Source organism: Catenuloplanes niger (genome assembly GCF_031458255.1).
GTDB lineage: Bacteria > Actinomycetota > Actinomycetes > Mycobacteriales > Micromonosporaceae > Catenuloplanes > Catenuloplanes niger.
Map to the genome: position 1 here is coordinate 5,434,963 of NZ_JAVDYC010000001.1, position 20,900 is coordinate 5,455,862.

Below are 20,900 nucleotides of genomic sequence, written 5' to 3' on the forward strand. Positions count from 1 at the left end.
ACCGTTTCGACCGGCGAAGAGGGAGTCATGGACAACACCGAACCCCGCCACGTCGACCGCCGGGACCAGGGACTGCGCCGGCAGCGGCTGGTCACCCAGGCGGCCGCGGTCGGTGCGGCAGTGCTCTCCCTCGCGTTCGGCTGGATCTTCGCGCAGGGCAGCTCCTCGGCGGCCGCCGAGGAGAAGGGCACGACCACCACCGAACCGGCCACGGTCGCACCGTCCGGGAATCCGGCCGGGAAAGCCACCGGATCCCCCACGCCGGACGGCGAACCGTCGGACGAACCCGCTGCGGAGCCCTCGGACGCGCCGGAACCGGACGACGAGGACGAGGACGACGAGGGCGGTGCCGCACTGGCACCGCCGCCCGCCGCGCCCGAGCCGGCTCCGCAACAGGAGAGCGACGCCACGACGGGCGGATCATGAGCGAGCCCGCGCACGGACGCCGGCACCGCGACGCCGGCCGGAGCCCGGCATGAGCCCGCCGCGGGTGGCGCCGTCCCGGGTCACCTTCCCGGTCTGGGGCACCACCGCGCTGCTGCTGGTCACGGACGAGGCCGCGCTGCCCGAGGCGGAACGCATGCTGCGCACCGAGCTGGCCGGGATCGACGCCGTCTGCAGCCGCTTCCGGGCCGACTCCGAGCTGGTCCGGCTCACCGCGCACGCCGGCCGGGCCGTCTCGATCAGCCCGCTGCTCACCGAGATCCTGCAGGCCGCGCTGCGCGCCGCGTCCGCCACGAACGGCCTGGTCGACCCGACCGTGGGCCAGGCGGTGATCGATCTCGGGTACGACCGGGACTACGCCGCGCTGCGCGGCCGCGCGCTGCCGGAGGGCGAACCGCTGCGGCCGGCCCCCGGCTGGTGGCGCGTCCAGCTCGACCCGGACGCCGGGCGCGTGCTGGTCCCGCGCCGGATCCTGCTCGACGTGGGCGCGACCGGCAAGGCGTTCGCGGCCGACCGGGCCGCCGCACGGATCGCCACGCTCGGCTGCGGCGCACTGGTCTCGCTCGGCGGCGACCTGGCCACGGCCGGCCCGGCGCCGGAGGGTGGCTGGCTGATCAGCGTGGGCGACAGCCACCGCGCACCGGCCGGCGCCACCGACCCGGTCGTCTCGATCACCGCGGGCGCGCTGGCCACGTCCAGCGTCACCCAGCGCCGGTGGCGGCGCGGCGACCGGCAGGTGCACCACATCGTGGACCCGCGCACCGGCGACGTCCCCGCGCCGGTCTGGAGGACGGTCTCGGTCGCGGCCGGCAGCTGCGTGGACGCGAACGCGGCCGCCACCGCCTCGATCATCCGCGGCCGGGGCGCGCCGCGCTGGCTGGCCAACCGCCGGCTGCCGGCCCGCCTGGTCGCGCACGACGGCGCGGTCACCACCTCGGCCGGCTGGCCCAGCGACCCGGCGCGCGCGGAGGTGGCCTGATCATGTGGTTCGCCGCCCGGTCCAGTGGCATGGTCGCGATCCTGCTGATGACCGCCACGATCCTGCTCGGCATCCTCGGCCCGCTGCGCGTCGGCTCGGCGAGCTGGCCCCGGTTCGCGCTGGCCGGGCTGCACCGCAACATCTCGCTGCTCACGCTGGCGCTGCTGCTGGTGCACGTGGTGACGGTGGCGGCCGACGACTACGTGCCGATCACGTTCGCCGACGCGGTCATCCCGTTCCTGTCGCGGTATCAGCCGTTCTGGCTCGGGCTCGGCGCGATCTCGTTCGACGTCCTGCTCGCGCTGATCATCACCAGCCTGCTGCGCTCCCGGATCAACCTGCGGCTGTGGAAGGGCATCCACTGGCTGGCGTACCTGAGCTGGCCGATCGCGCTGGCCCACGGCATCGGCGCCGGCACCGACGCGGCCAGCCCGATCGGCCTGGTCACGGCCGTGGTCAGCATCGTCTCCGTGCTGGTCGCGGTGCCGATCCGGATCGCCGGGCGGGACCGGCCGCCGATCGACTCCGCACCGCCGAAGCCGGCCCCCGCGACGAAGCCGGTGGCCGCGGCCCGCCCGGCCCCGGAACCGGTGCGCCTGCCGGGGGACTTCTCCACCCGTACCCGCTGATGATCCAGGAGGTTTCGGTGACGCTCATGGCGGAGCGGCCGCGGCAGCGCCACGACACCCGGCCCGCGCCCCGGCTCCTGCGCGCGGCCGGAACGCTGGAGGAGCATCGCGCCGCCTACGGCGACCTGCCGCTGCGCGCGTACGCGGGCGAGACCGGACAGCGACGGCTGATCGACGCGGTACACCGCGCGGGCCTGCGCGGCCGGGGCGGCGGCGGTTACCCCACCGGGAGGAAGCTGGCCGCGGTGGCCGAGGCGGGCCGGACGCCGGTGGTGGTCGCGAACGGCTGCGAGTCGGAGCCGGCCAGCAGCAAGGACCGGGCACTGCTCAGCTACGCGCCGCACCTGGTGCTGGACGGCGCGGTGCTGGCCGCGCACGCGGTCGGCGCGGACCGGGTGGTGCTGTGCGTGGAGCGCGGCGCCGGGCTGGCCGACCGGCTGGAGCGCGAGATCGCCCGCCGCCGCACCGACCCGGTTCGCTGGGAGGTCGCCCGGCTGCCCCGGCGGTACGTGGCCAGCGAGTCGTCCGCGCTGGTCAAGTACATCAACACCGGCGACGCGCGGCCCACGTTCGCGCCGCCGCGGACGGCCGACCGCGGCGTGGCCGGCCGGCCGACGCTGGTCGACAACGTGGAGACGCTCGCCCACCTGGCGCTGATCGCGCTGCACGGCGCGGAGTGGTTCCGCGCGGTCGGCACCGACACCGACCCCGGCTCGACGCTGGTCACGATCGGCGGCGCGGTGCACCGGCCGGGCGTCTACGAGATCGCGCCGGGCACCCGGCTCGGCGCGGTGCTGGACCTGGCCGGCGGGCCGACCGAGACGCTGGGCGCGGCGCTGGTCGGCGGCTACTTCGGCACCTGGGTCCCGCTGCCCGGCAACGAGCTGCTGCCGCTGTCGCACGACCCGGCCGGCACGCTCGGCGTGACCGTCGGCGCGGGCGCGATCGTGGCGCTCCCGGCCACCGGCTGCGGGCTGGTGGAGACCGCGCGGGTGGCCCGCTACCTCGCGGAGGAGTCGGCCGGGCAGTGCGGCCCGTGCGTCTTCGGGCTGCCGGCCATCGCGGACGACATGGAGGCGGTCGGGTACGGCCGGTGCTCGCCCGCGGTCCGGCAGCGTCTCACCCGGCGGCTCGCGATGGTCAACGGCCGCGGCGCGTGCAGTCACCCGGACGGTGCGACCCGGCTGGTGAACAGCGCGCTCTCCGCGTTCGCCGCGGACCTGCAGACGCATCTGGGCGGCGCGACCTGCCGGGGTGCGGCCGCGGACCCGCTGCTGCCGCTGCCGGCCGCGCGCGACCGGGACGGATCCTGGAGGTAGGCATGGCGAAGCTCCCGCAGGCCGAGGCCGGACAGTTCCTGCGCGTCAACCCGATCACCTGCGTGGCCCGGGGGATGTGCGCGGAGCTGCTGCCCGAGCAGGTGAAGCTGGACGAGTGGGGCTACCCGATCCTCAAGGGCGACCCGCTCCCGCCGCAGCTGGTCACGCACGCCCGCCGCGCGATCGCGGAGTGCCCCACGCTGGCGCTCCGGGCTGACCCGACGCCGAGGGGCTGACCCGACGCCGAGGGGCTGACCCGACGCCGAGGGGCTGACCCGGCCGTCAGCCGGGCACGACCGCGGCCACGAGTCGCCGGACGTACCCCTTCGGCAGCGGGGTGCGGACCACCGCGAGGCGCCAGTAGAGCGGCCCGATCGTGAGGTCCACCAGCAGGTCCGGGTCCGCGTCCGCGGGCAGCTCGCCGCGTGCCACCGCGCGCGCGGTGAGCAGCGCGCCCGCCTCGCGCTGGTGGGTGCGCAGCGCGGCCTGCAGCGTCTGGGCGATCTCCGGCGTGCGCGCGGCCTCGGCCAGAAGGTCCGGCACGATCTGGTTGGCCAGCGGGTGCCGCAGCGCGCGGGCGGCAAGCCCGAGGAACGTCTCCAGGTCGCCGCGGAGCGAACCGGTGTCCGGCAGCGCGGACAGGTCGACCGCGACGGACCCGACCAGGTCGATCACCATCGCGAGCTTCGAACCCCACCGCCGGTAGACCGCCATCTTGCCGACGCCGGCCCGGCGCGCCACCGCCTCGATCGACAGCCGGCCGTAACCGGCGGACGCCAGCTCCGCGAAGACGGCGTCGCGGATCGCGTCCGTCACGTCCGGGCGAAGCACGGCCGCACCAGCGGGTGCGCGCTTCCTGGCCGGTTCCACACCCGTTTCCATACTCGGGAGTGTAACGCTGCGACGAGACGGTTGCGTCTCGTCGTGCGCGTCACCTAACCTTCGACGCGACGAGACGGTATCGTCCCGTCCATAGAGAGGTCAGGCATGATCGAAGCGCCATCGACGCAGCTCGCCCGGGAGTACGGGCTGATCGTCAGCGGGCAGCGGCCGGACGTGGCCGAGTACGTACGCCGGCTCTGGTCCCGGCGCGCGTTCATCGTCACGTTCGCGCACGCCAAGGTCACCGCGTCCTACGCGTCCGCCACGCTCGGCTCGTTCTGGACCGTGATCACCCCGCTGGTCAACGCGGGCGTCTACTACCTGATCTTCGGAGTGCTGCTCGGCACCGACCACGGCGTCGCGAACTTCATCGCGTACCTCTGCACCGGGGTCTTCGTCTTCCACTTCACCCAGCAGGTCGCGATGGCCGGCACGCGATCGATCGCGGACCACGTGAGCCTGGTCCGCGCCATGCACTTCCCGCGCGCCTCGCTGCCGCTGGCGCTCACCCTGGTGCAGGTGCAGCAGCTGCTCGCGGCGCTGGCCGTGCTCGCCGCGATCGTGCTGGTCACCGGCGAGCCGATCACCTGGTCGTGGTTGCTGGTGCTGCCGGTGATCGTGCTGCAGACCGTGTTCAGCGCCGGCCTCGCGATGATCCTGGCCCGGCTGGCCGCCCGCACCACCGACCTGAAGCAGCTGATGCCGTTCGTGCTGCGCACCTGGCTGTACGGCTCCGGCGTCTTCTACAGCCTGGACGACTTCATCGACGACGCGCCCGGGCCGCTCGCCGTGCTGCTGCACTGGAACCCGATGGTCGCGTTCATCGACCTGATCCGGTACGCGCTGATCGGCTCGCTGCCCGACGCGCGCATGCCCGACCACCTGTGGCTCTCCGCCGGCCTGTGGTCGCTGGCGATCGGTGTCGGCGGCTTCCTGTTCTTCTGGGCGGCGGAGGAGGAGTACGGCCGTGAGTGAGCCCACCGTGATCGTCGAGAACCTCGACGTCGTCTACCAGGTCCGCGGCCGCTCCGGCCCGGGCAGCCCGATCTCCGCGCTCCGCCGCATGGTCCTCCGCCGCGCCCGACCGTCCAAGCGCGAGGTGCACGCGGTCAAGAACGTCTCCTTCACCGCGTACCAGGGCCAGGCGATCGGGCTGATCGGCACGAACGGCTCCGGCAAGTCCACGCTGCTGCGCACGATCGCCGGCCTCCAGCCCGCCCGCCGCGGCCGCGTCCTGACCCGTGGCCAGCCGTCCTTCCTGGGCGTGAACGCCGCGCTGATGCGCGACCTGACCGGCGAACGCAACGTCGTGCTCGGCTGCCTCGCGATGGGCATGACCCCGGCCGAGACCCGGGCGAAATATCAGGAGATCGTGGATTTCTCCGGCATCAACGACAAGGGGGACTTCATCTCCCTGCCGATGCGTACCTATTCGTCCGGGATGGCCGCCCGCCTCCGCTTCGCCATCGCGGCCGCCAAGACCCACGACGTGCTGATCATCGACGAGGCCCTCACCACCGGCGACGCCCGCTTCCAGAAACGCTCCGAGGACCGGGTCCGCGAACTCCGCCGCCAGGCCGGCACCGTCTTCCTGGTCAGCCACGCCAACAAATCCATCCGCGACACCTGCGAACGCACCATCTGGCTCGAGTCCGGCGAGATCCGCCTGGACGGTCCCACCGACGAGGTCGTCGACGCCTACGAGGCGTACACCCGGAAGAGATAGGGCAGATGTTCCCACTCCCGGCGGGGCCGCCTCCCGGTGCTCCCGCGGGCCCCGGTCGGCCGCGGGCGGCCTCCCTTCCGGTGCCGTCGCCGGTCACCACGAGCCACCCCCGTCACCCGTCACGCCCGCGCCCGGGTCACGCGTCGTGGCCGTCGTGTCGTCGTGGTCGTCGCGGTCGTCGCGGTCGTCGTGCCAGGAAGTACACAGACAATTGTGATCTTCTATTGAGATAGATCTTGTGAGGTGCGGGGAACGCTCGCGACGTGAGCATCTCCAGGAGAAATCTTCTTGTCGGTGTGGGTGGCGCGCTGGTGGCCGGCGGCGCCGGAGGCGGGGTCGGCTACGCGCTCGGGCGTGGCCACGAACCGGACCCGCCGGCGCCGGCCGCGGCGCCGGAGCCGAAGTACCGGTCCCGGCCGGACCTGCGCACGCTGCCGGACGTGACGATCACGGTGCCGGCCGCCGGGACGGTGGCCGGCGCGATCTTCCTGACCCCCGCGTCCGGCACCGGGCTCTGGGGGCCGCTGATCGTGGACGAGACCGGGCAGCCGGTCTGGTTCCGCAAGGTGCCGGACCCGGCGACCGTGGCGATCGACCTCAAGGCCCAGGTCTACCGCGGGAAGCCGGTGCTGACCTGGTGGGAGGGCACGATCGGCGGGACCGGCGGGCAGGGCGTCGGGCAGGGCGAGTTCGTGATCGCGGACCAGGCGTACCGGGAGATCGCCCGGGTGCGCGCGGCCGGGACCGAGCAGGCGGATCAGCACGACATGGTGATCACCTCGCGGAACACGGCGCTGTTCTGGGTGTACGACCCGATCCCGTACGACCTGAGCCCGCTCGGCGGCCCGGCCGACGGCGTGCTGCACGACGGCGTGATCCAGGAGGTGGACATCGCAACCGGCAAGAAGGTCTTCGAGTGGCGGGCCAAGGACCACGTCGGACTGGACGAGTCGTACGCGCCGCTGCCGCAGGGCGACGCGGCGCACCTGCCGTACGACTACTTCCACGCGAACTCGGTCGGGCTGGCCGCGGACGGCAACCTCATCGTCTCCGCGCGGCACACCTGGGCCTGCTACAAGATCGACCGGGAGAGCGGCGCGGTCGTCTGGCGGGTCGGCGGCAAGAAGTCGGACTTCGAGGTGGACGAGCGGACCTCGTTCTCCTGGCAGCACGACTTCCGGCAGCGGCGGGACGGCTCGTGGGGCCTGTTCGACAACGGCGCCGGGATCACCAAGGAGCGGGAGTACTCGCGCGGCGTCGTGTTCACGCTGGACGAGACGGCACGGAGGACCACGTTCGTCGCGGAGTACGTGCACCCGGACCGCCTGTCCGCGCCCACCCAGGGCAGCTTCCGGGAACTGGCCGACGGCGGCTCGTTCGTCGGCTGGGGCCAGGTGCCGCACTTCACCGAGCACCACGCGGACGGCACCGTGCGGCTGGCCGGCCACCTGCCGCCGGACAACCAGTCCTACCGCGCCTACCGGTCCGAGTGGACCGGCACGCCGGCCGACCAGCCCGCGCTCGGCCTGCGCGTCGAGGACGGCGGCGTGGTTGTCTCGGCCAGCTGGAACGGCGCGACCCGGGTGGCGCGCTGGCGGGCCCGCTGGGGCACCCAGCCGGGCGCGCTGAACGGCGGCGCGGTGGAGGAGCCCCGCTCCGGCTTCGAGACCACGCTGCGGGTGCCGGGCACCCCGGAGTACATCGTGGCCGACGCGCTCGACGAGGCCGGCACGGTGCTCGGCACCTCCTCGGCGATCCCGGTGCGCGTCTGACCGGACGCGGCTCGGCATACTCGACGGTCCACGGCTCCGTTCGAGCGGATGGACAACGGCCTTGAGCAGAACCAGAACGCCCGGCGGCGACGCGACCACCACGCGCACGCCGGACGACGGCGCGGCACCCGGCGGCCCGGCGCCGGGTCGCCCGCGCACCGCGGACGCGAGCAGCGTGACCGCGGCCCAGCAGTCCACGCAGGAACTCGCCTGGGCCGGCCGGCCGGGCCGCAACGGCGGTCCCGGCCGCACCGGTGCCGGCGCGGACGGCGACGACATGGGCCGCCGGTCCGACTGGCGGGACCGCGACCCGGCCGACGACCCGCAGGAGCCGCAACGCCCGCCGGACTCGTACCTGGACGGCGGCGACCCGGTCTACCACCGGCCGGGCGGCACCGCGGTCGGCTACGACAGCAGCACGATGTGGAACTACGACCACGTCGCACCGGTGCCCGGCTATCACGACGTGGTCGTGCACGGCGAGCCGAACGGCCTGTTCCATCCCGGTCTGGTCGGTGCGGACGGCGACGACTACCCGTCGAACTGGACGCACCCGGGCCAGATCGCGGACGCGATCCGGAACAACCCCCACTACGACGGCGGGCCGGTCCGGCTGGTGTCGTGCCACACCGGCCGGGTCGACGCGGACGCGGGCGTCCCGGCGGCCGGGCAGCAGGTCGCGGACGCGCTCGGCGTGCCGGTGATGGCGCCGACCGACGCGGTCGGCACGCAGCGGCCGGGGCCGGCCGGCCAGACACCCACGATCCGCGACAATGGCGAGTGGGTAACCTTCCAACCGAGGGCGGGCGCTGGTGAGTGACGGTCGGCTGAAGACTGCGGGCATGTTCGTCGAGCTGGGGCCGATCCGGTCGGACGAGCCGCAGCCGAGCATCTTCGACAGCGTCCTCGACGAGGAGCTGCCGGACGCGGCCCGGGTGGTGGCGTACCTGCGCGCCGGCCACCTGCTGATCGGCGCGATGGACATCGCGGACGACCCGTTCGAGCCCGGCCGCCAGATCATGAACGGATCGTCGGTGCAGACCGACGGCGACTGGATGTGGCGCAAGGACCTGGCCCGGTTCGTGCAGCGCCGCCGCGTCGGCCTGCCGCCGGAGTTCCTGGCGCTGATCCGCGAGCGCGACTACCGCGTGCCCGAGCGGGACGAGCCCACGCTGATCGCCTACGCCAAGCAGGCGGAGGAGCTGATGTTCGGCGGCGGCCGCTGACCCGGCCGACCGCGCGGACGAGCCCACATCGACACCGGTGTGCGGACGTCCGCGCCGCACCCGGCCGTCGCCCGGACCTCGCCTCGGCGAGATCCGCTAATCGGCGGGTTCGCGCAGGACCGGGGACGGCTGGTCGGCGGATTCGCGCAGGACCGGGAGCGGCTGGTCGGCGGACCCGCGCCGGACCTCGGCCGCCTCGCGGCCGCGGGCGATGTCGGCGACCAGGCGCTCGCGCTCGGCCGCGTCCGCGCGGCTGGCCGCCTCGCGGGCCAGGCTGGCGGCGATCTTGGCCTGCCGGCGGGCCACCTCGCGGGCGCCGCTGTGTGCCGCGCTGCGGGCCGCCGCGGCCCGCTCCTGCCACTCCAGGTTGCGGGCGACCGCGCGGGCCCGCTGGCCGGCGCCGAGCTCGGCCATCGCGCGGGCGGTCGTCGAGTACGGGCCGTTCATCACGTCCTCGCCCTCCTCGCGGTCGGAGAAGCGCCAGCGCCGCAGCCGCTGCCGGAGCCGCCACAGCGTGCGGTCGCGGTCCTCGCCGCGGACCCAGGCGACGCCCTGCCCGGGGTGCGTGGTGCCGTCCGGCAGGTAGTTGACGGCGTGCAGCAGGTCCCGGACGCACCAGCCGGCCATGAAGTACGGCCGGACGATCTCGTAGATCAGTTCGTTCTCGATCGGCGCGATGATCGGGACGAAGATCTTCAGCGTGTCGATCGCGGCCCACGCGGTCTCCCGGCCGTCCGGCGCGAGGCGCGGGTCGAACGGGAGCGTGCGGCCGGTCTCCGCGTGGCAGCGGCGGCAGCGCCAGACCCATCCCGTAGGGGCCCGGACCAGCTGCTGGTCGTCCGGCGAGGCCTGGCACTGCTGGCAGGGGAACGACGACGGCCGGAATTCCGTACTCTCAGTAGTCATTGACCGCTCCCCGCGCGCTCGGACGCTTCGAGGCTAGCAGCGTGTGGAGCAGGACGAGCGGGACCACTCCGGCCGGGTACCAGAGCACGTCGATGGGATCGAAGTGCGCGCCCAGGGCCAGGCGGGCCAGTGCCGATCGCTCGGACAGTGCGGCGGGAACGCCGGTGAGCTGCGAGAACTCGACCGCCCAGCAGAGGCCGACGGCGATCGCGCCGGAGACCCGGGGCCGCGCGCGCGGCAGCAGGAACACGACGACGGCGTAGATCATGGATGCGTAGAGCACGGTGCCGGAGATTTGCACGATGGCACCGTCGGCGAGTGTGCGGATACTCAGCGCAATAATGATCAAGGTAATCGCGGTCAGCGCCGCGAGCGAGCGAACCAGCACCGCGCGATCGTAACGATCAGGGCGTTCCCCGATGGCCGCCGGACCGCCGGCCGGCGAGACTGGGGTGGTGCCGAGCGTCATCGACGAGTACGTGGCCGACGTCGCCGGGCGCCTGCGCGGCCCCGCCCGGCTGCGCCGCGACATGCTGGCCGAGATCCGTGACGCGCTGACCGACGCGGCCGAGGTGGACGGCGCGGAGGCCGCGGTCGCGGACTTCGGCCCGGCCCGCCAGATCGCCGCGGGCCTGCAGGACGTGCTCGCCGCCGCCCGGGCCGGCCGCACCACGGTCCTGCTGATCGTGGTGCTCGGCGCGTCCTGGGCGCAGGCCGAGCTGTCCGGCCTTGACGGTTGGGCGGAGTGGCGGGGCGCGATGCCCGGCCCGGGATATCTGTGGCTCGCCGAGGCCGTGGACGTGCTGAGCGGCGTCTCGCTGGCCGCGGCCGGGCTCGGCTGGGCGCTGCGGCGCCGGTGGCCACCGCGGGAGATGGCACGGCTCGTCGCGGGTGTCACCATGGGAGTGATGGCGCTGACCGCGGTCGGCGGCCTGCTGCTGGTCGGGCTGTCCCCGCACGGCCGGCTGGCCGGCGCGCTGTGGTGGATGGCGCCGTTCGCTCTGGTGCAGTTGTCCGCATATCGGACATGGCGGGCCGCGCGGATTGCGTGACCCGATCGGGTGAGGGCCGGCGATCAGGGATTTTTGTCCGGATGGCGGGCCTGGGAGGGAAGGGTACGGTGCCTACCGGTACGGTGTGCGCGCACGGACGACCGCGCGCCGCCATCACGTGCACCGATCTCTTGCGTCATCCGTTACGGTTTCGGGGTTGAAATGGCGGTCAACAAGGGCGTCGGCGTCGGCCCGTCGCCTGGATGTCGGATCTAGTAGCAGGGTAAGAGGGCACAGATATGGGAGACAGCTCCCCCAAGATCACGGTCGTTGTCCCCACCTATAACGAACGGGACAATCTTCCCAGGCTCGTCGAGATGCTGTCCGCCCTCGGACTGCCGAACCTCCACGTCCTGGTGGTGGACGACGATTCCCCCGACGGCACCGGTGAACTCGCCGACAAGCTCGCGCTCGAGTCGCCGCAGTCGCTCGGCGTGCTGCACCGCACCACCAAGGACGGCCTGGGCCGCGCCTACGTGGCCGGCATCGGGCGCGCGCTGGACGAGGGCGCGGACGTCGTGATCCAGATGGACGCGGACCTGTCCCACCCGGCGTCGGTCGTCCCGATCATGGTGGAGAAGCTGCTGTCCACGGACGCGGCCGTGGTGATCGGCTCGCGGTACGTGGCCGGCGGCTCGGTCGCCGGCGACTGGGGCCTGCACCGCAAGTTCCTGTCCGCCTGGGCGAACTTCTACGTCAACACGATCCTCCGCCTCGGCGTGAAGGACGTGACCGCGGGCTTCAAGGCGTGGAAGGCGGAGACGCTGCGCGCGATCGACGTCGCCTCGATCCACAGCAACGGTTACGCGTTCCAGGTCGAGATGAACTACCGCACGGTCCGGCACGGCGGGAAGATCTACGAGGTGCCGATCCGCTTCGAGCAGCGGGCCGACGGCGTCTCGAAGATGAGCCTCGGGGTGCAGATCGAGTCCGCGCTGATGCCGTGGCGCCTGCTCTTCGGCCGCAAGGTCTGACCACCCGATGACGGGGGTACGACCGAGTCGTACCCCCGCTGCGGTCAGGCCCTCGGTGGTCAGGCCTTCTTGAGCGGCTCCCACCACGCGCGGTTGTCCCGGTACCAGGCCACCGTCTCCGCCAGGCCGGCCGCGAAGTCCTTCCGCGGTTCGTACCCCAGCTCGGTCTTGATCTTGGTGATGTCCACCGAGTAGCGGCGGTCGTGGCCCTTGCGGTCCTCGACGTGGTCGACCGAGTCCCAGGTCGCCCCGCACGCGTCCAGCAACAGCCCGGTGAGCTCCCGGTTGGTCAGCTCGGTCCCGCCGCCGATGTTGTAGATCTCGCCCGCCCGGCCGCCGGCCAGGACCAGCGCGATGCCGCGGCAGTGGTCGTCGACGTGCAGCCAGTCGCGCACGTTGCCGCCGTCGCCGTAGAGCGGCACCGTGCGCCCGTCCAGCAGGTTCGTCACGAACAGCGGGATGACCTTCTCCGGGAACTGGTACGGCCCGTAGTTGTTCGAGCAGCGGGTGACCAGCACCGGCAGCCCGTGCGTGCGATGGTAGGCGAGCGCCAGCAGGTCCGACCCGGCCTTCGCGGCCGAGTACGGCGAGTTAGGCGCGACCGGGAAGTCCTCCCGCCACGAACCGGTCTCGATCGAGCCGTAGACCTCGTCCGTGGAGACGTGCACGAACCGCCGCACGCCGTGCCGGGTCGCGGCGTCCAGCAGCACCTGGGTGCCGAGCACGTTGGTGCGCACGAACGCGGCGCCGCCGTCGATCGACCGGTCCACGTGCGTCTCGGCCGCGAAGTGCACGACCGCGTCGGTCTCCGCCATCAGCCCGTCCACGACCGCCGCGTCGCAGATGTCCCCGTGCACGAACCGGATGTCCCGTACCGAATCGAGATTCTGCCGGTTCCCGGAGTAGGTGAGCGCGTCGAGCACGGTGATCCGCGCCTGCTCCAGACCCGGGTAGGAGGACGCTTCGCGGACGAAATGGGACCCGATGAAGCCGGCGCCGCCGGTGACCAGAAGTCTCATGAACATGAGCCTACGCACCTCCTCCGACCAGCCATTATGTGCCGCACCCCGGCTCGGTACAGTGAAAGAATCTTGCGACTGGACAGGTAGGTGAGCCGATGAAGATCCGCCCCCTCAGCATCGAAGGCGCCTACGAGGTCACGCCGGTGGTGCACGGCGACGCGCGCGGCAGCTTCACCGAGTGGCTCCGGTTCGACAAGCTCGCCGAGGTGCTGGGCCGCCCGGTGGCCATGACGCAGGGCAACATCTCCGTCTCCGCGGCCGGTGTGGTGCGCGGCATCCACTACGCGGACGTGCCGCCGGGCCAGGCCAAGTACGTCACCTGCGCGCGCGGGTCCGTGCTCGACGTGGTCGTCGACCTGCGGGTCGGCTCGCCGACGTTCGGCGCGTGGGAGGGCGTGGTGCTGGACGACACCGACCGCCGCGCCGTCTACCTGAGCGAGGGCCTGGGCCACGGGTTCTGCGCGCTGACCGACGACGCGACCATGACCTACCTGGTGTCCACCGCCTACAACCCGTCCGCGGAGCACGGCATCCACCCGATGGACCCGGATCTGGCGATCGACTGGCCGGCCTCCACGCCCGTTTTATCCGGGAAGGACACGAATGCTCCGTCGTTCGCCCAGGCCCGGTCCCGCGGCCTGCTCCCCACGTTCTCCGCGGCCCAGCCCTTCGCCGGGCCGGGCTGACCCGGCCGCTCGGGTGCGGGCCGGGTCAGCCAGGCCCGCACCGTTCGGGTGCGGGCCGGGTCAGCTCGGACCGAACCGCTCGGTCCGGACCCGGCGCGGATCGTGGCCGAGCGCGACCAGGATGTCCGCCACCGTCTCCACGAACCCGGTCGGCCCGCACACGAAACAGGCCGGTTCCAGCTCCGGCGGCCAGCCGTGCGTGTTCACGTCCGCGACCGAGATCCGGTGCGCGTCCTCGCCGAACCGGGTGTAGACGAACGTGACCTCCAGCCCGTGGTCGTCCCGCGCCCGCCGGCGCAACTCGTCCGCGTAGTACACGTCGTCCGGCGTCCGCACCGAGTAGATCAGCCGGAACACCGAGCGGTTGTGGTGCTTCCGCCGCGCCCGGATCATCGCCATCAGCGGCACCACACCCGACCCACCGGCCACCAGCAGCACCGGGTCCAGCTGCTCCGGCCGCCAGACGAACCAGCCGCCGATCGGCCCGCGCAGCTCCACCGCGTCGCCGACGGCCAGCACGTCCACCAGGTACGGCGAGACCTCACCGTCCGCCACGGTCTGCACGGTGATCTCCACGCGCGCGCCGTCGGCCGGCGCCGACATCGAATAGCTGCGCTGCGCGGTGTAGCCGTCGTCCGCGGTCAGCCGCACGTCCACGTGCTGGCCGGCCAGATGCCCCGGCCAGCCCGGCACGTCGAAGACCAGCGTGCGCGCGGACGCGTTCTCCGCCCGCGCCTCGACCAGCGTGGCCGTCCGCCAGCTCAGTCGCCCTGATACCGCTGCTCGCGCCACGGGTCCCCGTAATCGTGATAGCCGGCGGCCTCCCAGAAGCCCGGCTCGTCGTCCAGCAGCAGCGAGATGCCACGCACCCACTTCGCCGACTTCCAGAAGTAGAGGTGCGGCACCAGCAGCCGCACCGGCCCGCCGTGCTCCGGGTGCAGCGGCTCGCCGTCGAACTCGTAGACCAGCCACGCCTGCCCGTCCAGCAGGTCCTCCAGCGGCAGGTTCGTGGTGTAGCCACCGTACGAGTGGGCCATCGCGTAGTCGGCCGCGCTCTCCACGTCCTCGAAGAGCGTGTCCAGCGAGACACCCTTCCAGGACGTGCCCAGCTTCGACCACTTCGTCACACAGTGGATGTCCACCGTCGGCGTCTCCGCCGGCAGCTTCAGCAGCTCGTCCCAGGACCAGGAATGCTTCTCCCCGGTCTCGGTGCCGATCGTGAACTCGTACCGCTCGGTCGGCACCTTCGGCGTCGGGCCGGCGGAGAGAACCGGAAAGTCATGAGTCAGATACTGCCCGGGCGGAAGCTTCGGCTCCGCTTCGCGGGATCGTCCGCGAAAACCGGGCGAGAGGGTCGCCATCGGCCCAGTATGCCGCGCCTGATGTGCCCCGCCGCCGCCCGTCGCTATGGTTTTCATCATGAACGACCGGACCGTCGACGTCAGCATGGAAGCCGCGCTCTCCACCGACGCCACCGGCCACCGCCCCGCCCTCGTCAAGCTCGCCACCCGCGACTGGCAGCTCAACATCCGCGCCACCCTCGAAGACCTCACCCGCCTCATCGACATCCGCACCGCCGACCGCCTCAGCCACCGCTCCCTCGCCATCGGCACCGCCGCCGGCGCCCCCGTCTACTGGTCCACCACCGAAGGCCACGCCAGCATCCTGGTCGGCGCCGACGACGAGGCCTGGGACATCGCCCTGCTGATCCCCCTCAGCGCCGTCGAGGAACTCGCCCAACTCGCCTCCCAGGAAATCCTCGAACACGAGGAATAACCCCGGGATCACCAGTCAGCCGCCGGTCCGTCCTCGGCACGGCAGGCCCGCCCGGAACCATGCGGAGGTATGCCCCGTCCGGGTGGTGCGCGGCTCGCGCGGCGACCTCACGACACTCACCCGCCTCCGGTCCCCACCACGACGGCTTCTACCGCATCGCCGATGGCCGGCACGACCGGGACCGCGACGGTCTCCCGATTCGGCGGTTCCGGCCGGCGGCCATCGACAGTGCGGAGCAGTCGTGTAGCCGTACGCATGAAAGACCGACACATCTACGCCTGCAGATCTGTGTGTGTTCGTCGTCGGCGCCATCTACGCCGACAACGATCGGGTCGGCCACCGCGACGACCACTCGGTAACCGGCCCGCTCCGACGCACCCGCGACAACCACATCCGAAGGCCGGCAACGTAGCCCGCGCCACACCGTGGGGTCTCCGGGGATCGCTCCCCGGAGCAGGCAGGACAAGCTCTCGGTTCCGCGCATTCGGCGGACAGGGAGCTCCTCAGCTCCTGTGCCCCCGGCAGGATTCGAACCTGCGCTCTCGCCCCCGGAGGGCGACGCGGGGGTAACCGTTCCATGCTGGCGCTGAGCAGGGGCGAAAGGTGTCGGTGTCAACCATTGAGCCGAAATTTCGGTACACATCCGGTAGGACGCTCCCAGAGCCCTCACGGCCATGTGGTCGCCGGGCTTGAACGGTCGTGTTAGCTTTATCGAGTCGCGCCCTCATCGGCGGGAATGCGAAACACCGGGAGTTCAGTCCCGGTGGCGGACGGAACTTGTCCGCCGTGGACGCGTTCCGGGGACAGGGGTCCATACCCCTCACCCGAACGGCTGATACGTGACGCGGATCCGACCATGACGACGCGTCCCGCGGACGTTCGATCATCCCGTGGGGCGGCGCACATCGGCCTTGGCCGCGCGCTCGCTGCGGCCCTCCGGCACGAGGCTGGAGCAGGCCAAGTATGGTCCGAGGTGGACCATGACGTCTTTCGTCAATCCCGGTCAGCCGGCCAATCGGCCGCAGGTGACCATCGACGGTGAGCTCGTACCCGTCGCCAATTTCCGGTCGGTGCTGCCGGTCGCGCCGAGCTCTCGTGAGCGAGTTGCTCTCGTGAAGGCTGGTCTCAAGGCGAACCTTGCACTCACCGAGGATGGCCTCCACGCCGTTGCTCGCGCTCTCACCGATCCAGCTGCCATCGCCCGGGTCATCGAGAACAACACACTGACCGACGAGATCGTCGGTCCGTCGACACTCATGCTCGTGCAGGGGCATGCGCCTGTGACTGAGCTGATCCCCCTGCTTCAGCCCAGGGCCGGAGCAGCTCCTACCTCGGTCGAGGCGCCGCGCGTCACAGGGATCGTCGGGCCGGACGGCCGGCCGCAGGCGGTACTACTTATCCGCTTTCGCGACCACCAGCACCTCGTCGAACAGGTCGTCCAGACGATCCGGCAGACGCTCCTGCTCGGAGATGACTATTCGGCCAGCATCCTCACCAAGCGGGTGTCGCGGCCGGTACTGGCGCATCCCGTGCAGATCGAGTTCGATGACGGTTCCGACTCGTTCATGGTGGAGATGCTCCGGGACGGCATCACCCGATTCGTCTCCTCCTGGCGGGCGATGTACCCGGCACTGACGAACGACCAACTAGCCGACAAAATGGTCGAGGCGCTGCTCGCGTTCAAGCCGGGCCGCGGAGCCGGCGACACAGAGACGGCACGACGCGCCCGCGGCCGTGAGGCTGTCTTGGACGGCCTCCGCGCCCGCTTCGCGAAGGGGATCGTTGATCCCACTACACCGAACGACGAAGCCATCCGCATCTCACAGGCCGCGTTCATCCCGGTCCAGCACGTCGTCAGTGTGGGCGCGATCGCCGACCCTGGGGTTTCCGACGACGAACAGTTCGACGATGCGGTCCACGCCCTGGTCGCGAGCGTGCACGGCGAGTTCAAGCCGTGGGACAGCAGCGCCTCTCAGGCAACTGCGCTTCAAAGGGCGCTGCCACGGGCCGTGCACGACGGCTCCATCGACAAGGACGTCGCGGCGATGGCCGTCGGGTTGCTGCCCGTATCGGAGGTGCCGAACATCTTTCACGCCGCCGCGCCGGCTACCGCACTCTGGCGCGCCGTCTACCTGGTTTCCCATTTCTGCGCCCCGACTGCGTATGCCGGGCTGAAGCGCCACTACCGCAACGCGCTCGGCATGTCACGGATCAGCCGCGGCCAATACGCCAGGTACCTGATGACCCTGATCGATGTGCCCTGGCGCGCCGCGAAGGCCCCCCTTCAGGCACAGGCCACCCGCGCCTGGAACAACGGGGGCCCGATTCCGCACAACCTGTTCGACACCGCTTGGGAGCCGGTTCCGACGCAGGACTTCACCACCTTGGTTCCGAAGGCCTGGGCCGGGGATTCCGACGCTCGGGCGACGCTCCAGGTGGCGGGCGGTATCGCTCTTGTCGCCGACAAGCTCCTGATGTCGAACACCGGCAGCGCGTTCCTGGTCGGTGAGGTGCCGTTCCGGTCGAACGTCAACGATGTCGTCGCCGCGCTCGGTCAGAGTGAGGCCGGGCTGTGGCAGCTCGCTCGCGCCGCGAACGTCTTCGACGCGAGTCGCCGGGCGGTCAACTCGTACACCGACAACGAGGCGCTCAGGACGCCGCCGCCGCCGGGCAGCTACGTCGTCCCGCTCGTCGACCGGAACAACCCGTCGGCGCCGCCGGAGGACGACAACGGTGCGCCGAAGCCCGCGCGGGCCTGGGACATCGTCTTCACCTCCGACCCCAGCCGTGCGGTGCGTGAGACCGAGAGGAAGAAGGCCGCGCGGAGCGGCCCGGTCATCGAGACAAACTCGGCGAAGGTTGCCCGCCTGCGGGCCGGTGTCATTACGGCGCTCGCCGGCGCGAACGAGGACATCAAGACCCTCCAGCAGATGGCCGCCGGCGACATCACCCTCCACCCGGTTTTCGGCGATCTCACGACCTGGATGGTGGCCAACACCGCGGCGCAGGCGATCTTCAACGGCGTGTTCAACCTCAAGCCGGAGGAGAACCTCGTCGAGGACGAGGACATCGAGGACGAGGATGTCGTCTGATGCGTCTACGTCCGGAACACCCGTTGGCGCCGGCCTGGTCCCTGATGATCGCCGCATGCGGACCTGACCTGCACGCTCAGGCCGACCCGTGGAGGGTTCATCCGATTCACCGTGACTTTGATCGATTTCGATCATTGTCGCGACTGGTGGGGCCGATGATCTACGCCATCCCCGAAGGGTCTGGCTGGCTGTACGTGGGGCAGACGCGACAGCCACTCGGCAGTCGGCTCGCGCAGCACTTTCGGGAGTCCGGCAAGTCCAAGCGGTGGGCAAACGTGATGACTCTTCATCTCGGATCAGCCGCGACCGATGCGCAGCTCGACACGCTGGAAGGCACAGGTCGAATGGTTTTACGTCCTGCGACAGGCCGCCGGTGGCCCATCCGGTTCGAGATCAACGTTTCTACCTGAGGCGCCTCATTCGGTAGGTCCCGACGAGGCTGCGCGGAGAGAATCTACGCGTGCGGGAAGGCTTCAACTGCTTCCCGCACGCGCAGCCGTGTTTCTGCGGCCGCAGTATCGATGATTTCGCGCGACTGCCGAATGTGCCTCGGTGTTGGCTCGGCCACATCAATGGCTTTCAGCTCTGCTCGTTACTTGAGGTGTGGAGGCAAACCCCGGAAGGGCTTTGAGGTGGCAGGCTCCACTGTTGGGCATTTGGCAAGGCTGGCCGTAGGGGGCTGCTCAGGACCGTACGCAACCGGACACACGACCAAGCCCCGTCTCCTGGATTTCCAGGTGGCGGGGCTTGTTCTTGCAGCTCAGACTATGTGCCCCCGGCAGGATTCGAACCTGCGCTTTCGCCTCCGGAGGGCGACGCTCTATCCCCTGAGCTACGGGGGCTCAAGGACTCCTAGAGACTAGCAAACCCCTTGGGCGCACCGCGAATCGGTATCCGGGGTGGCGGCCGGAGACGGGAAGAGCGGCCCGGCTGGGAGGCCGGACCGCTCTGGGGAGCAGGGAGAGCTCAGTTGGCCGGGAGCTCGCTCTTGATGGTCTGGATGGCCTGGATCTCGCGCTGCTGGCTGGCGACCATCGTGCCGGCCAGCCAGTCGATGTCCTTGTCGTCGCTCAGGTCGACGACCTCCTCGGCCATGTGGATGCCGCCGAGGTGGTGGGTGAGCATCAGGTCGAGGAAGAGCTTCTCGGCCTCGACGCCGGTGGCCTCGCGCAGCTGGGTGAGCTGTTCGGGGGTGGCCATGCCGGGCATCAGGCCGTTGGTGAGGCTGCCCTGGGAGTTGGGCATCCAGGCCATCCGCGGCTGGCTGCCGGTGGGGTTGAGGTTCCAGTCGCGGAGCCAGGCGCTCATCGTGCCGATCTGGCCCTGCTGGGTGATGGCGATGTCGGCGGCCAGGGACGCGACCTGCTCGTCCTGGGCCTTGGTGTGCATGATCATGGCCATTTCCACGGCTTGGGCGTGGTGGGTGGACATGTCACGGACGAAGCCGGCCTCGACCGAGTCGTCGCCGGGTGCGGTGACGGCCGGGGTGAGGAGGCCGGCGGTGTAGCCCAGGGCGAGGCCGACCACGATCGCCAGCGCGATCCAGAGGGTGCCGAGGTGGCGTCGGGGGGCGACCTCCTCCGAGCCGTCCGTGGACGGCGCGGAGGAGGTGGTGGCGGCGCTCATGACCGGGGTCAGCTGCCCTGCTGCATGCCGTTGCCGATGTCACGCGGCGTGGTGCCGGTGGCGGTGACGCCGGAGGAGCAGCCGGCGTTCGGCTCCTGGGTGGCGTTGATGCGCAGCGCGCGGATGAACGAGTCGATCCGGTCGTCGTCGGCGCTGTCGAGCTTGAGCTGGTAGCCCCAGGCCTGCAACGAGATGTTGTTGGAGAGGCCGTCGACCGGGCTCATCAGCATGAACTCGTTGCCGCGCACCTTCTCGGCGAGCTTGTCGATCTGGTCCTGCGGCAGGCCGGTCTTGTACGTGACCCAGACCGCGCCGTGCTCCATGCTGTGCACCGCGTGCTCGTTCGCGATCGGCGCGTCGTAGACGTCGCCCATGCAGTTCTGCCAGGCGGTGTTGTGGTCGCCACCGACCGGCGGCGTGGTCTTGTAGGTCTGCGGGCCGCTCTTGTGGTTGGCGGTCAGCATGCCCGGGTCGGTCTCGCGGTAGTTGGTGATGCCGTCGATGCCCGCGGCGCGGTCCTCCCACGACTCGCTGCCCTTGATCACGGCGAACGCGCCGTACCCGATGATGCCGACCGCGAGGACACCGACCGCCACGAAGAGCAGGATCGGGCCCCAACTGCGCTGCTGGGCGACTTTGACCGGGGTGACCGGTTTGCGCGGGCCCTTGCCCTTGCCGCTACCGGGGCGGGAAGGCTTGCCGTCCCCGGGGGAGTTCGGCTTGGCGCCGGCAGCCGGCTTAACGACGGAGGGCCGGCGCTCGGGGCCACCCTGCGTGCTGATGCTCATC

The 20,900-nt window shown here is 71.3% G+C and carries 24 protein-coding genes and 2 tRNA genes; 16 read left to right on the forward strand and 10 right to left on the reverse strand.

Translation table 11 applies throughout. The features are described 5' to 3' along the window. Positions 1-27: 27 nt before the first annotated feature. The 5 genes from J2S44_RS24185 to J2S44_RS24205 are packed head-to-tail and all read left to right on the forward strand — an operon-like array spanning position 28 to position 3,607. Positions 28-426, forward strand: a complete 399-nt coding sequence (locus J2S44_RS24185) for a hypothetical protein (RefSeq protein ID WP_310418201.1) — start codon at positions 28-30, stop codon at positions 424-426. A gap of 49 nt (positions 427-475) precedes the next feature. Further along, positions 476-1,423: an FAD:protein FMN transferase gene (locus J2S44_RS24190; RefSeq protein ID WP_310418204.1), complete on the forward strand. Its 948-nt coding sequence runs from the start codon at positions 476-478 to the stop codon at positions 1,421-1,423. A gap of 2 nt (positions 1,424-1,425) precedes the next feature. Further along, entirely contained in the window at positions 1,426-2,052 is a 627-nt protein-coding gene (locus tag J2S44_RS24195) for a ferric reductase-like transmembrane domain-containing protein (RefSeq protein ID WP_310418206.1), read from the forward strand. Between the two features lie 26 nt (positions 2,053-2,078). Beyond that, positions 2,079-3,371 carry an NADH-ubiquinone oxidoreductase-F iron-sulfur binding region domain-containing protein gene (locus J2S44_RS24200; RefSeq protein ID WP_310429889.1) on the forward strand — a complete coding sequence of 431 codons (1,293 nt, stop codon included), beginning with the start codon at positions 2,079-2,081 and terminating at the stop codon, positions 3,369-3,371. Between the two features lie 2 nt (positions 3,372-3,373). Then, a complete protein-coding gene (locus tag J2S44_RS24205; protein WP_310418211.1) occupies positions 3,374-3,607 on the forward strand; it encodes a ferredoxin in 234 nt (77 codons plus the stop codon). Between the two features lie 46 nt (positions 3,608-3,653). Here the strand turns inward: J2S44_RS24205 and J2S44_RS24210 are convergent, their stop codons facing one another. Then, positions 3,654-4,241, reverse strand: a complete 588-nt coding sequence (locus tag J2S44_RS24210; protein WP_310429890.1) for a TetR/AcrR family transcriptional regulator — start codon at positions 4,239-4,241, stop codon at positions 3,654-3,656. 117 nt (positions 4,242-4,358) lie between these two features. Here J2S44_RS24210 and J2S44_RS24215 point away from each other — a divergent pair, with 117 nt between their 5' ends. The 5 genes from J2S44_RS24215 (at position 4,359) to J2S44_RS24235 (ending at position 8,977) form a co-directional block, all read left to right on the forward strand. Continuing rightward, positions 4,359-5,228: an ABC transporter permease gene (locus tag J2S44_RS24215; RefSeq protein WP_310418214.1), complete on the forward strand. Its 870-nt coding sequence runs from the start codon at positions 4,359-4,361 to the stop codon at positions 5,226-5,228. Further along, positions 5,221-5,979, forward strand: coding sequence for an ABC transporter ATP-binding protein (locus tag J2S44_RS24220; RefSeq protein WP_374727899.1), 759 nt, complete (start codon positions 5,221-5,223; stop codon positions 5,977-5,979). The genes J2S44_RS24215 and J2S44_RS24220 overlap by 8 nt, the downstream gene beginning before the upstream one ends. A 263-nt stretch (positions 5,980-6,242) precedes the next feature. Further along, the gene (locus tag J2S44_RS24225; protein ID WP_310418221.1) at positions 6,243-7,751 is read left to right on the forward strand and encodes an arylsulfotransferase family protein; all 1,509 of its coding nucleotides are present in this window, start codon (positions 6,243-6,245) and stop codon (positions 7,749-7,751) included. Positions 7,752-7,812: 61 nt separating this feature from the next. Continuing rightward, positions 7,813-8,571, forward strand: a complete 759-nt coding sequence (locus J2S44_RS24230) for a DUF8616 domain-containing protein (RefSeq protein WP_310418223.1) — start codon at positions 7,813-7,815, stop codon at positions 8,569-8,571. Between the two features lie 22 nt (positions 8,572-8,593). Further along, positions 8,594-8,977 carry a hypothetical protein gene (locus tag J2S44_RS24235; protein ID WP_310418226.1) on the forward strand — a complete coding sequence of 128 codons (384 nt, stop codon included), beginning with the start codon at positions 8,594-8,596 and terminating at the stop codon, positions 8,975-8,977. A gap of 96 nt (positions 8,978-9,073) precedes the next feature. On the opposite strand, the gene J2S44_RS24240 is transcribed toward J2S44_RS24235, so the two are convergent. Beyond that, positions 9,074-9,883, reverse strand: coding sequence for a hypothetical protein (locus J2S44_RS24240; RefSeq protein ID WP_310418229.1), 810 nt, complete (start codon positions 9,881-9,883; stop codon positions 9,074-9,076). Continuing rightward, complete coding sequence (locus J2S44_RS24245; RefSeq protein ID WP_310418232.1) at positions 9,873-10,352, reverse strand: ribosomal maturation YjgA family protein; 480 nt, start codon at positions 10,350-10,352, stop codon at positions 9,873-9,875. Before J2S44_RS24245 ends, J2S44_RS24240 begins: the two co-directional genes overlap by 11 nt. Between J2S44_RS24245 and J2S44_RS24250 the strand changes: the two genes are divergently transcribed. Continuing rightward, a complete protein-coding gene (locus tag J2S44_RS24250) occupies positions 10,339-10,935 on the forward strand; it encodes an HAAS signaling domain-containing protein (protein WP_310418234.1) in 597 nt (198 codons plus the stop codon). The genes J2S44_RS24245 and J2S44_RS24250 overlap by 14 nt on opposite strands. Before the next feature lie 239 nt (positions 10,936-11,174). Beyond that, the gene (locus J2S44_RS24255; RefSeq protein ID WP_310418238.1) at positions 11,175-11,909 is read left to right on the forward strand and encodes a polyprenol monophosphomannose synthase; all 735 of its coding nucleotides are present in this window, start codon (positions 11,175-11,177) and stop codon (positions 11,907-11,909) included. Positions 11,910-11,968: 59 nt separating this feature from the next. On the opposite strand, the gene rfbB is transcribed toward J2S44_RS24255, so the two are convergent. After that, positions 11,969-12,928, reverse strand: a complete 960-nt coding sequence (gene rfbB / locus J2S44_RS24260) for a dTDP-glucose 4,6-dehydratase (protein WP_310418241.1) — start codon at positions 12,926-12,928, stop codon at positions 11,969-11,971. A 98-nt stretch (positions 12,929-13,026) separates the two neighbouring features. On the opposite strand from rfbB, the gene J2S44_RS24265 reads away from it, so the two are divergent. Further along, complete coding sequence (locus tag J2S44_RS24265; protein ID WP_310418244.1) at positions 13,027-13,617, forward strand: dTDP-4-dehydrorhamnose 3,5-epimerase family protein; 591 nt, start codon at positions 13,027-13,029, stop codon at positions 13,615-13,617. A 60-nt stretch (positions 13,618-13,677) separates the two neighbouring features. Here the strand turns inward: J2S44_RS24265 and J2S44_RS24270 are convergent, their stop codons facing one another. Next, entirely contained in the window at positions 13,678-14,409 is a 732-nt protein-coding gene (locus J2S44_RS24270) for a ferredoxin reductase (RefSeq protein ID WP_310418248.1), read from the reverse strand. Beyond that, positions 14,379-14,978 (reverse strand): sulfite oxidase-like oxidoreductase, encoded by a 600-nt coding sequence (locus J2S44_RS24275; protein WP_310418251.1) that lies wholly within the window; start codon positions 14,976-14,978, stop codon positions 14,379-14,381. Before J2S44_RS24275 ends, J2S44_RS24270 begins: the two co-directional genes overlap by 31 nt. Positions 14,979-15,036: 58 nt before the next feature. Here J2S44_RS24275 and J2S44_RS24280 point away from each other — a divergent pair, with 58 nt between their 5' ends. Beyond that, entirely contained in the window at positions 15,037-15,393 is a 357-nt protein-coding gene (locus J2S44_RS24280) for a hypothetical protein (RefSeq protein WP_310418254.1), read from the forward strand. 513 nt (positions 15,394-15,906) lie between these two features. On the opposite strand, the gene J2S44_RS24285 is transcribed toward J2S44_RS24280, so the two are convergent. Further along, positions 15,907-15,991: transfer RNA gene (locus J2S44_RS24285), tRNA-Arg, on the reverse strand. A 382-nt stretch (positions 15,992-16,373) separates the two neighbouring features. Here J2S44_RS24285 and J2S44_RS24290 point away from each other — a divergent pair. Beyond that, positions 16,374-18,485, forward strand: coding sequence for a hypothetical protein (locus J2S44_RS24290; RefSeq protein ID WP_310418257.1), 2,112 nt, complete (start codon positions 16,374-16,376; stop codon positions 18,483-18,485). Between the two features lie 155 nt (positions 18,486-18,640). After that, positions 18,641-18,895 carry a GIY-YIG nuclease family protein gene (locus tag J2S44_RS24295; protein ID WP_310418260.1) on the forward strand — a complete coding sequence of 85 codons (255 nt, stop codon included), beginning with the start codon at positions 18,641-18,643 and terminating at the stop codon, positions 18,893-18,895. Positions 18,896-19,255: 360 nt separating this feature from the next. Here J2S44_RS24295 and J2S44_RS24300 read toward each other — a convergent pair. The 3 genes from J2S44_RS24300 to J2S44_RS24310 all read right to left on the reverse strand — a co-directional run bounded on the left by J2S44_RS24300 (position 19,256) and on the right by J2S44_RS24310 (position 20,899). Continuing rightward, a tRNA-Arg gene (locus J2S44_RS24300) sits at positions 19,256-19,327 on the reverse strand. A 124-nt stretch (positions 19,328-19,451) separates the two neighbouring features. Continuing rightward, the gene (locus J2S44_RS24305) at positions 19,452-20,111 is read right to left on the reverse strand and encodes a DUF305 domain-containing protein (RefSeq protein ID WP_310418263.1); all 660 of its coding nucleotides are present in this window, start codon (positions 20,109-20,111) and stop codon (positions 19,452-19,454) included. A gap of 8 nt (positions 20,112-20,119) precedes the next feature. Continuing rightward, a complete protein-coding gene (locus J2S44_RS24310) occupies positions 20,120-20,899 on the reverse strand; it encodes a thioredoxin-like domain-containing protein (protein WP_310418267.1) in 780 nt (259 codons plus the stop codon). Position 20,900 lies beyond the last annotated feature (1 nt).

Bases quoted from the DNA above. Each gene is read 5' to 3' on its own strand.
- J2S44_RS24275 (WP_310418251.1), bottom strand. From the start codon at position 14,978: ATGGCGACCCTCTCGCCCGGTTTTCGCGGACGATCCCGCGAAGCGGAG.
- J2S44_RS24255 (WP_310418238.1), top strand. From the start codon at position 11,175: ATGGGAGACAGCTCCCCCAAGATCACGGTCGTTGTCCCCACCTATAAC.
- rfbB (WP_310418241.1), bottom strand. From the start codon at position 12,928: ATGAGACTTCTGGTCACCGGCGGCGCCGGCTTCATCGGGTCCCATTTC.
- J2S44_RS24290 (WP_310418257.1), top strand. From the start codon at position 16,374: ATGACGTCTTTCGTCAATCCCGGTCAGCCGGCCAATCGGCCGCAGGTG.
- J2S44_RS24235 (WP_310418226.1), top strand. From the start codon at position 8,594: ATGTTCGTCGAGCTGGGGCCGATCCGGTCGGACGAGCCGCAGCCGAGC.
- J2S44_RS24240 (WP_310418229.1), bottom strand. From the start codon at position 9,883: ATGACTACTGAGAGTACGGAATTCCGGCCGTCGTCGTTCCCCTGCCAG.
- J2S44_RS24200 (WP_310429889.1), top strand. From the start codon at position 2,079: ATGGCGGAGCGGCCGCGGCAGCGCCACGACACCCGGCCCGCGCCCCGG.
- J2S44_RS24295 (WP_310418260.1), top strand. From the start codon at position 18,641: ATGATCTACGCCATCCCCGAAGGGTCTGGCTGGCTGTACGTGGGGCAG.
- J2S44_RS24280 (WP_310418254.1), top strand. From the start codon at position 15,037: ATGAACGACCGGACCGTCGACGTCAGCATGGAAGCCGCGCTCTCCACC.
- J2S44_RS24310 (WP_310418267.1), bottom strand. From the start codon at position 20,899: ATGAGCATCAGCACGCAGGGTGGCCCCGAGCGCCGGCCCTCCGTCGTT.
- J2S44_RS24265 (WP_310418244.1), top strand. From the start codon at position 13,027: ATGAAGATCCGCCCCCTCAGCATCGAAGGCGCCTACGAGGTCACGCCG.
- J2S44_RS24215 (WP_310418214.1), top strand. From the start codon at position 4,359: ATGATCGAAGCGCCATCGACGCAGCTCGCCCGGGAGTACGGGCTGATC.
- J2S44_RS24245 (WP_310418232.1), bottom strand. From the start codon at position 10,352: ATGACGCTCGGCACCACCCCAGTCTCGCCGGCCGGCGGTCCGGCGGCC.
- J2S44_RS24195 (WP_310418206.1), top strand. From the start codon at position 1,426: ATGTGGTTCGCCGCCCGGTCCAGTGGCATGGTCGCGATCCTGCTGATG.
- J2S44_RS24305 (WP_310418263.1), bottom strand. From the start codon at position 20,111: ATGAGCGCCGCCACCACCTCCTCCGCGCCGTCCACGGACGGCTCGGAG.
- J2S44_RS24205 (WP_310418211.1), top strand. From the start codon at position 3,374: ATGGCGAAGCTCCCGCAGGCCGAGGCCGGACAGTTCCTGCGCGTCAAC.
- J2S44_RS24185 (WP_310418201.1), top strand. From the start codon at position 28: ATGGACAACACCGAACCCCGCCACGTCGACCGCCGGGACCAGGGACTG.
- J2S44_RS24190 (WP_310418204.1), top strand. From the start codon at position 476: ATGAGCCCGCCGCGGGTGGCGCCGTCCCGGGTCACCTTCCCGGTCTGG.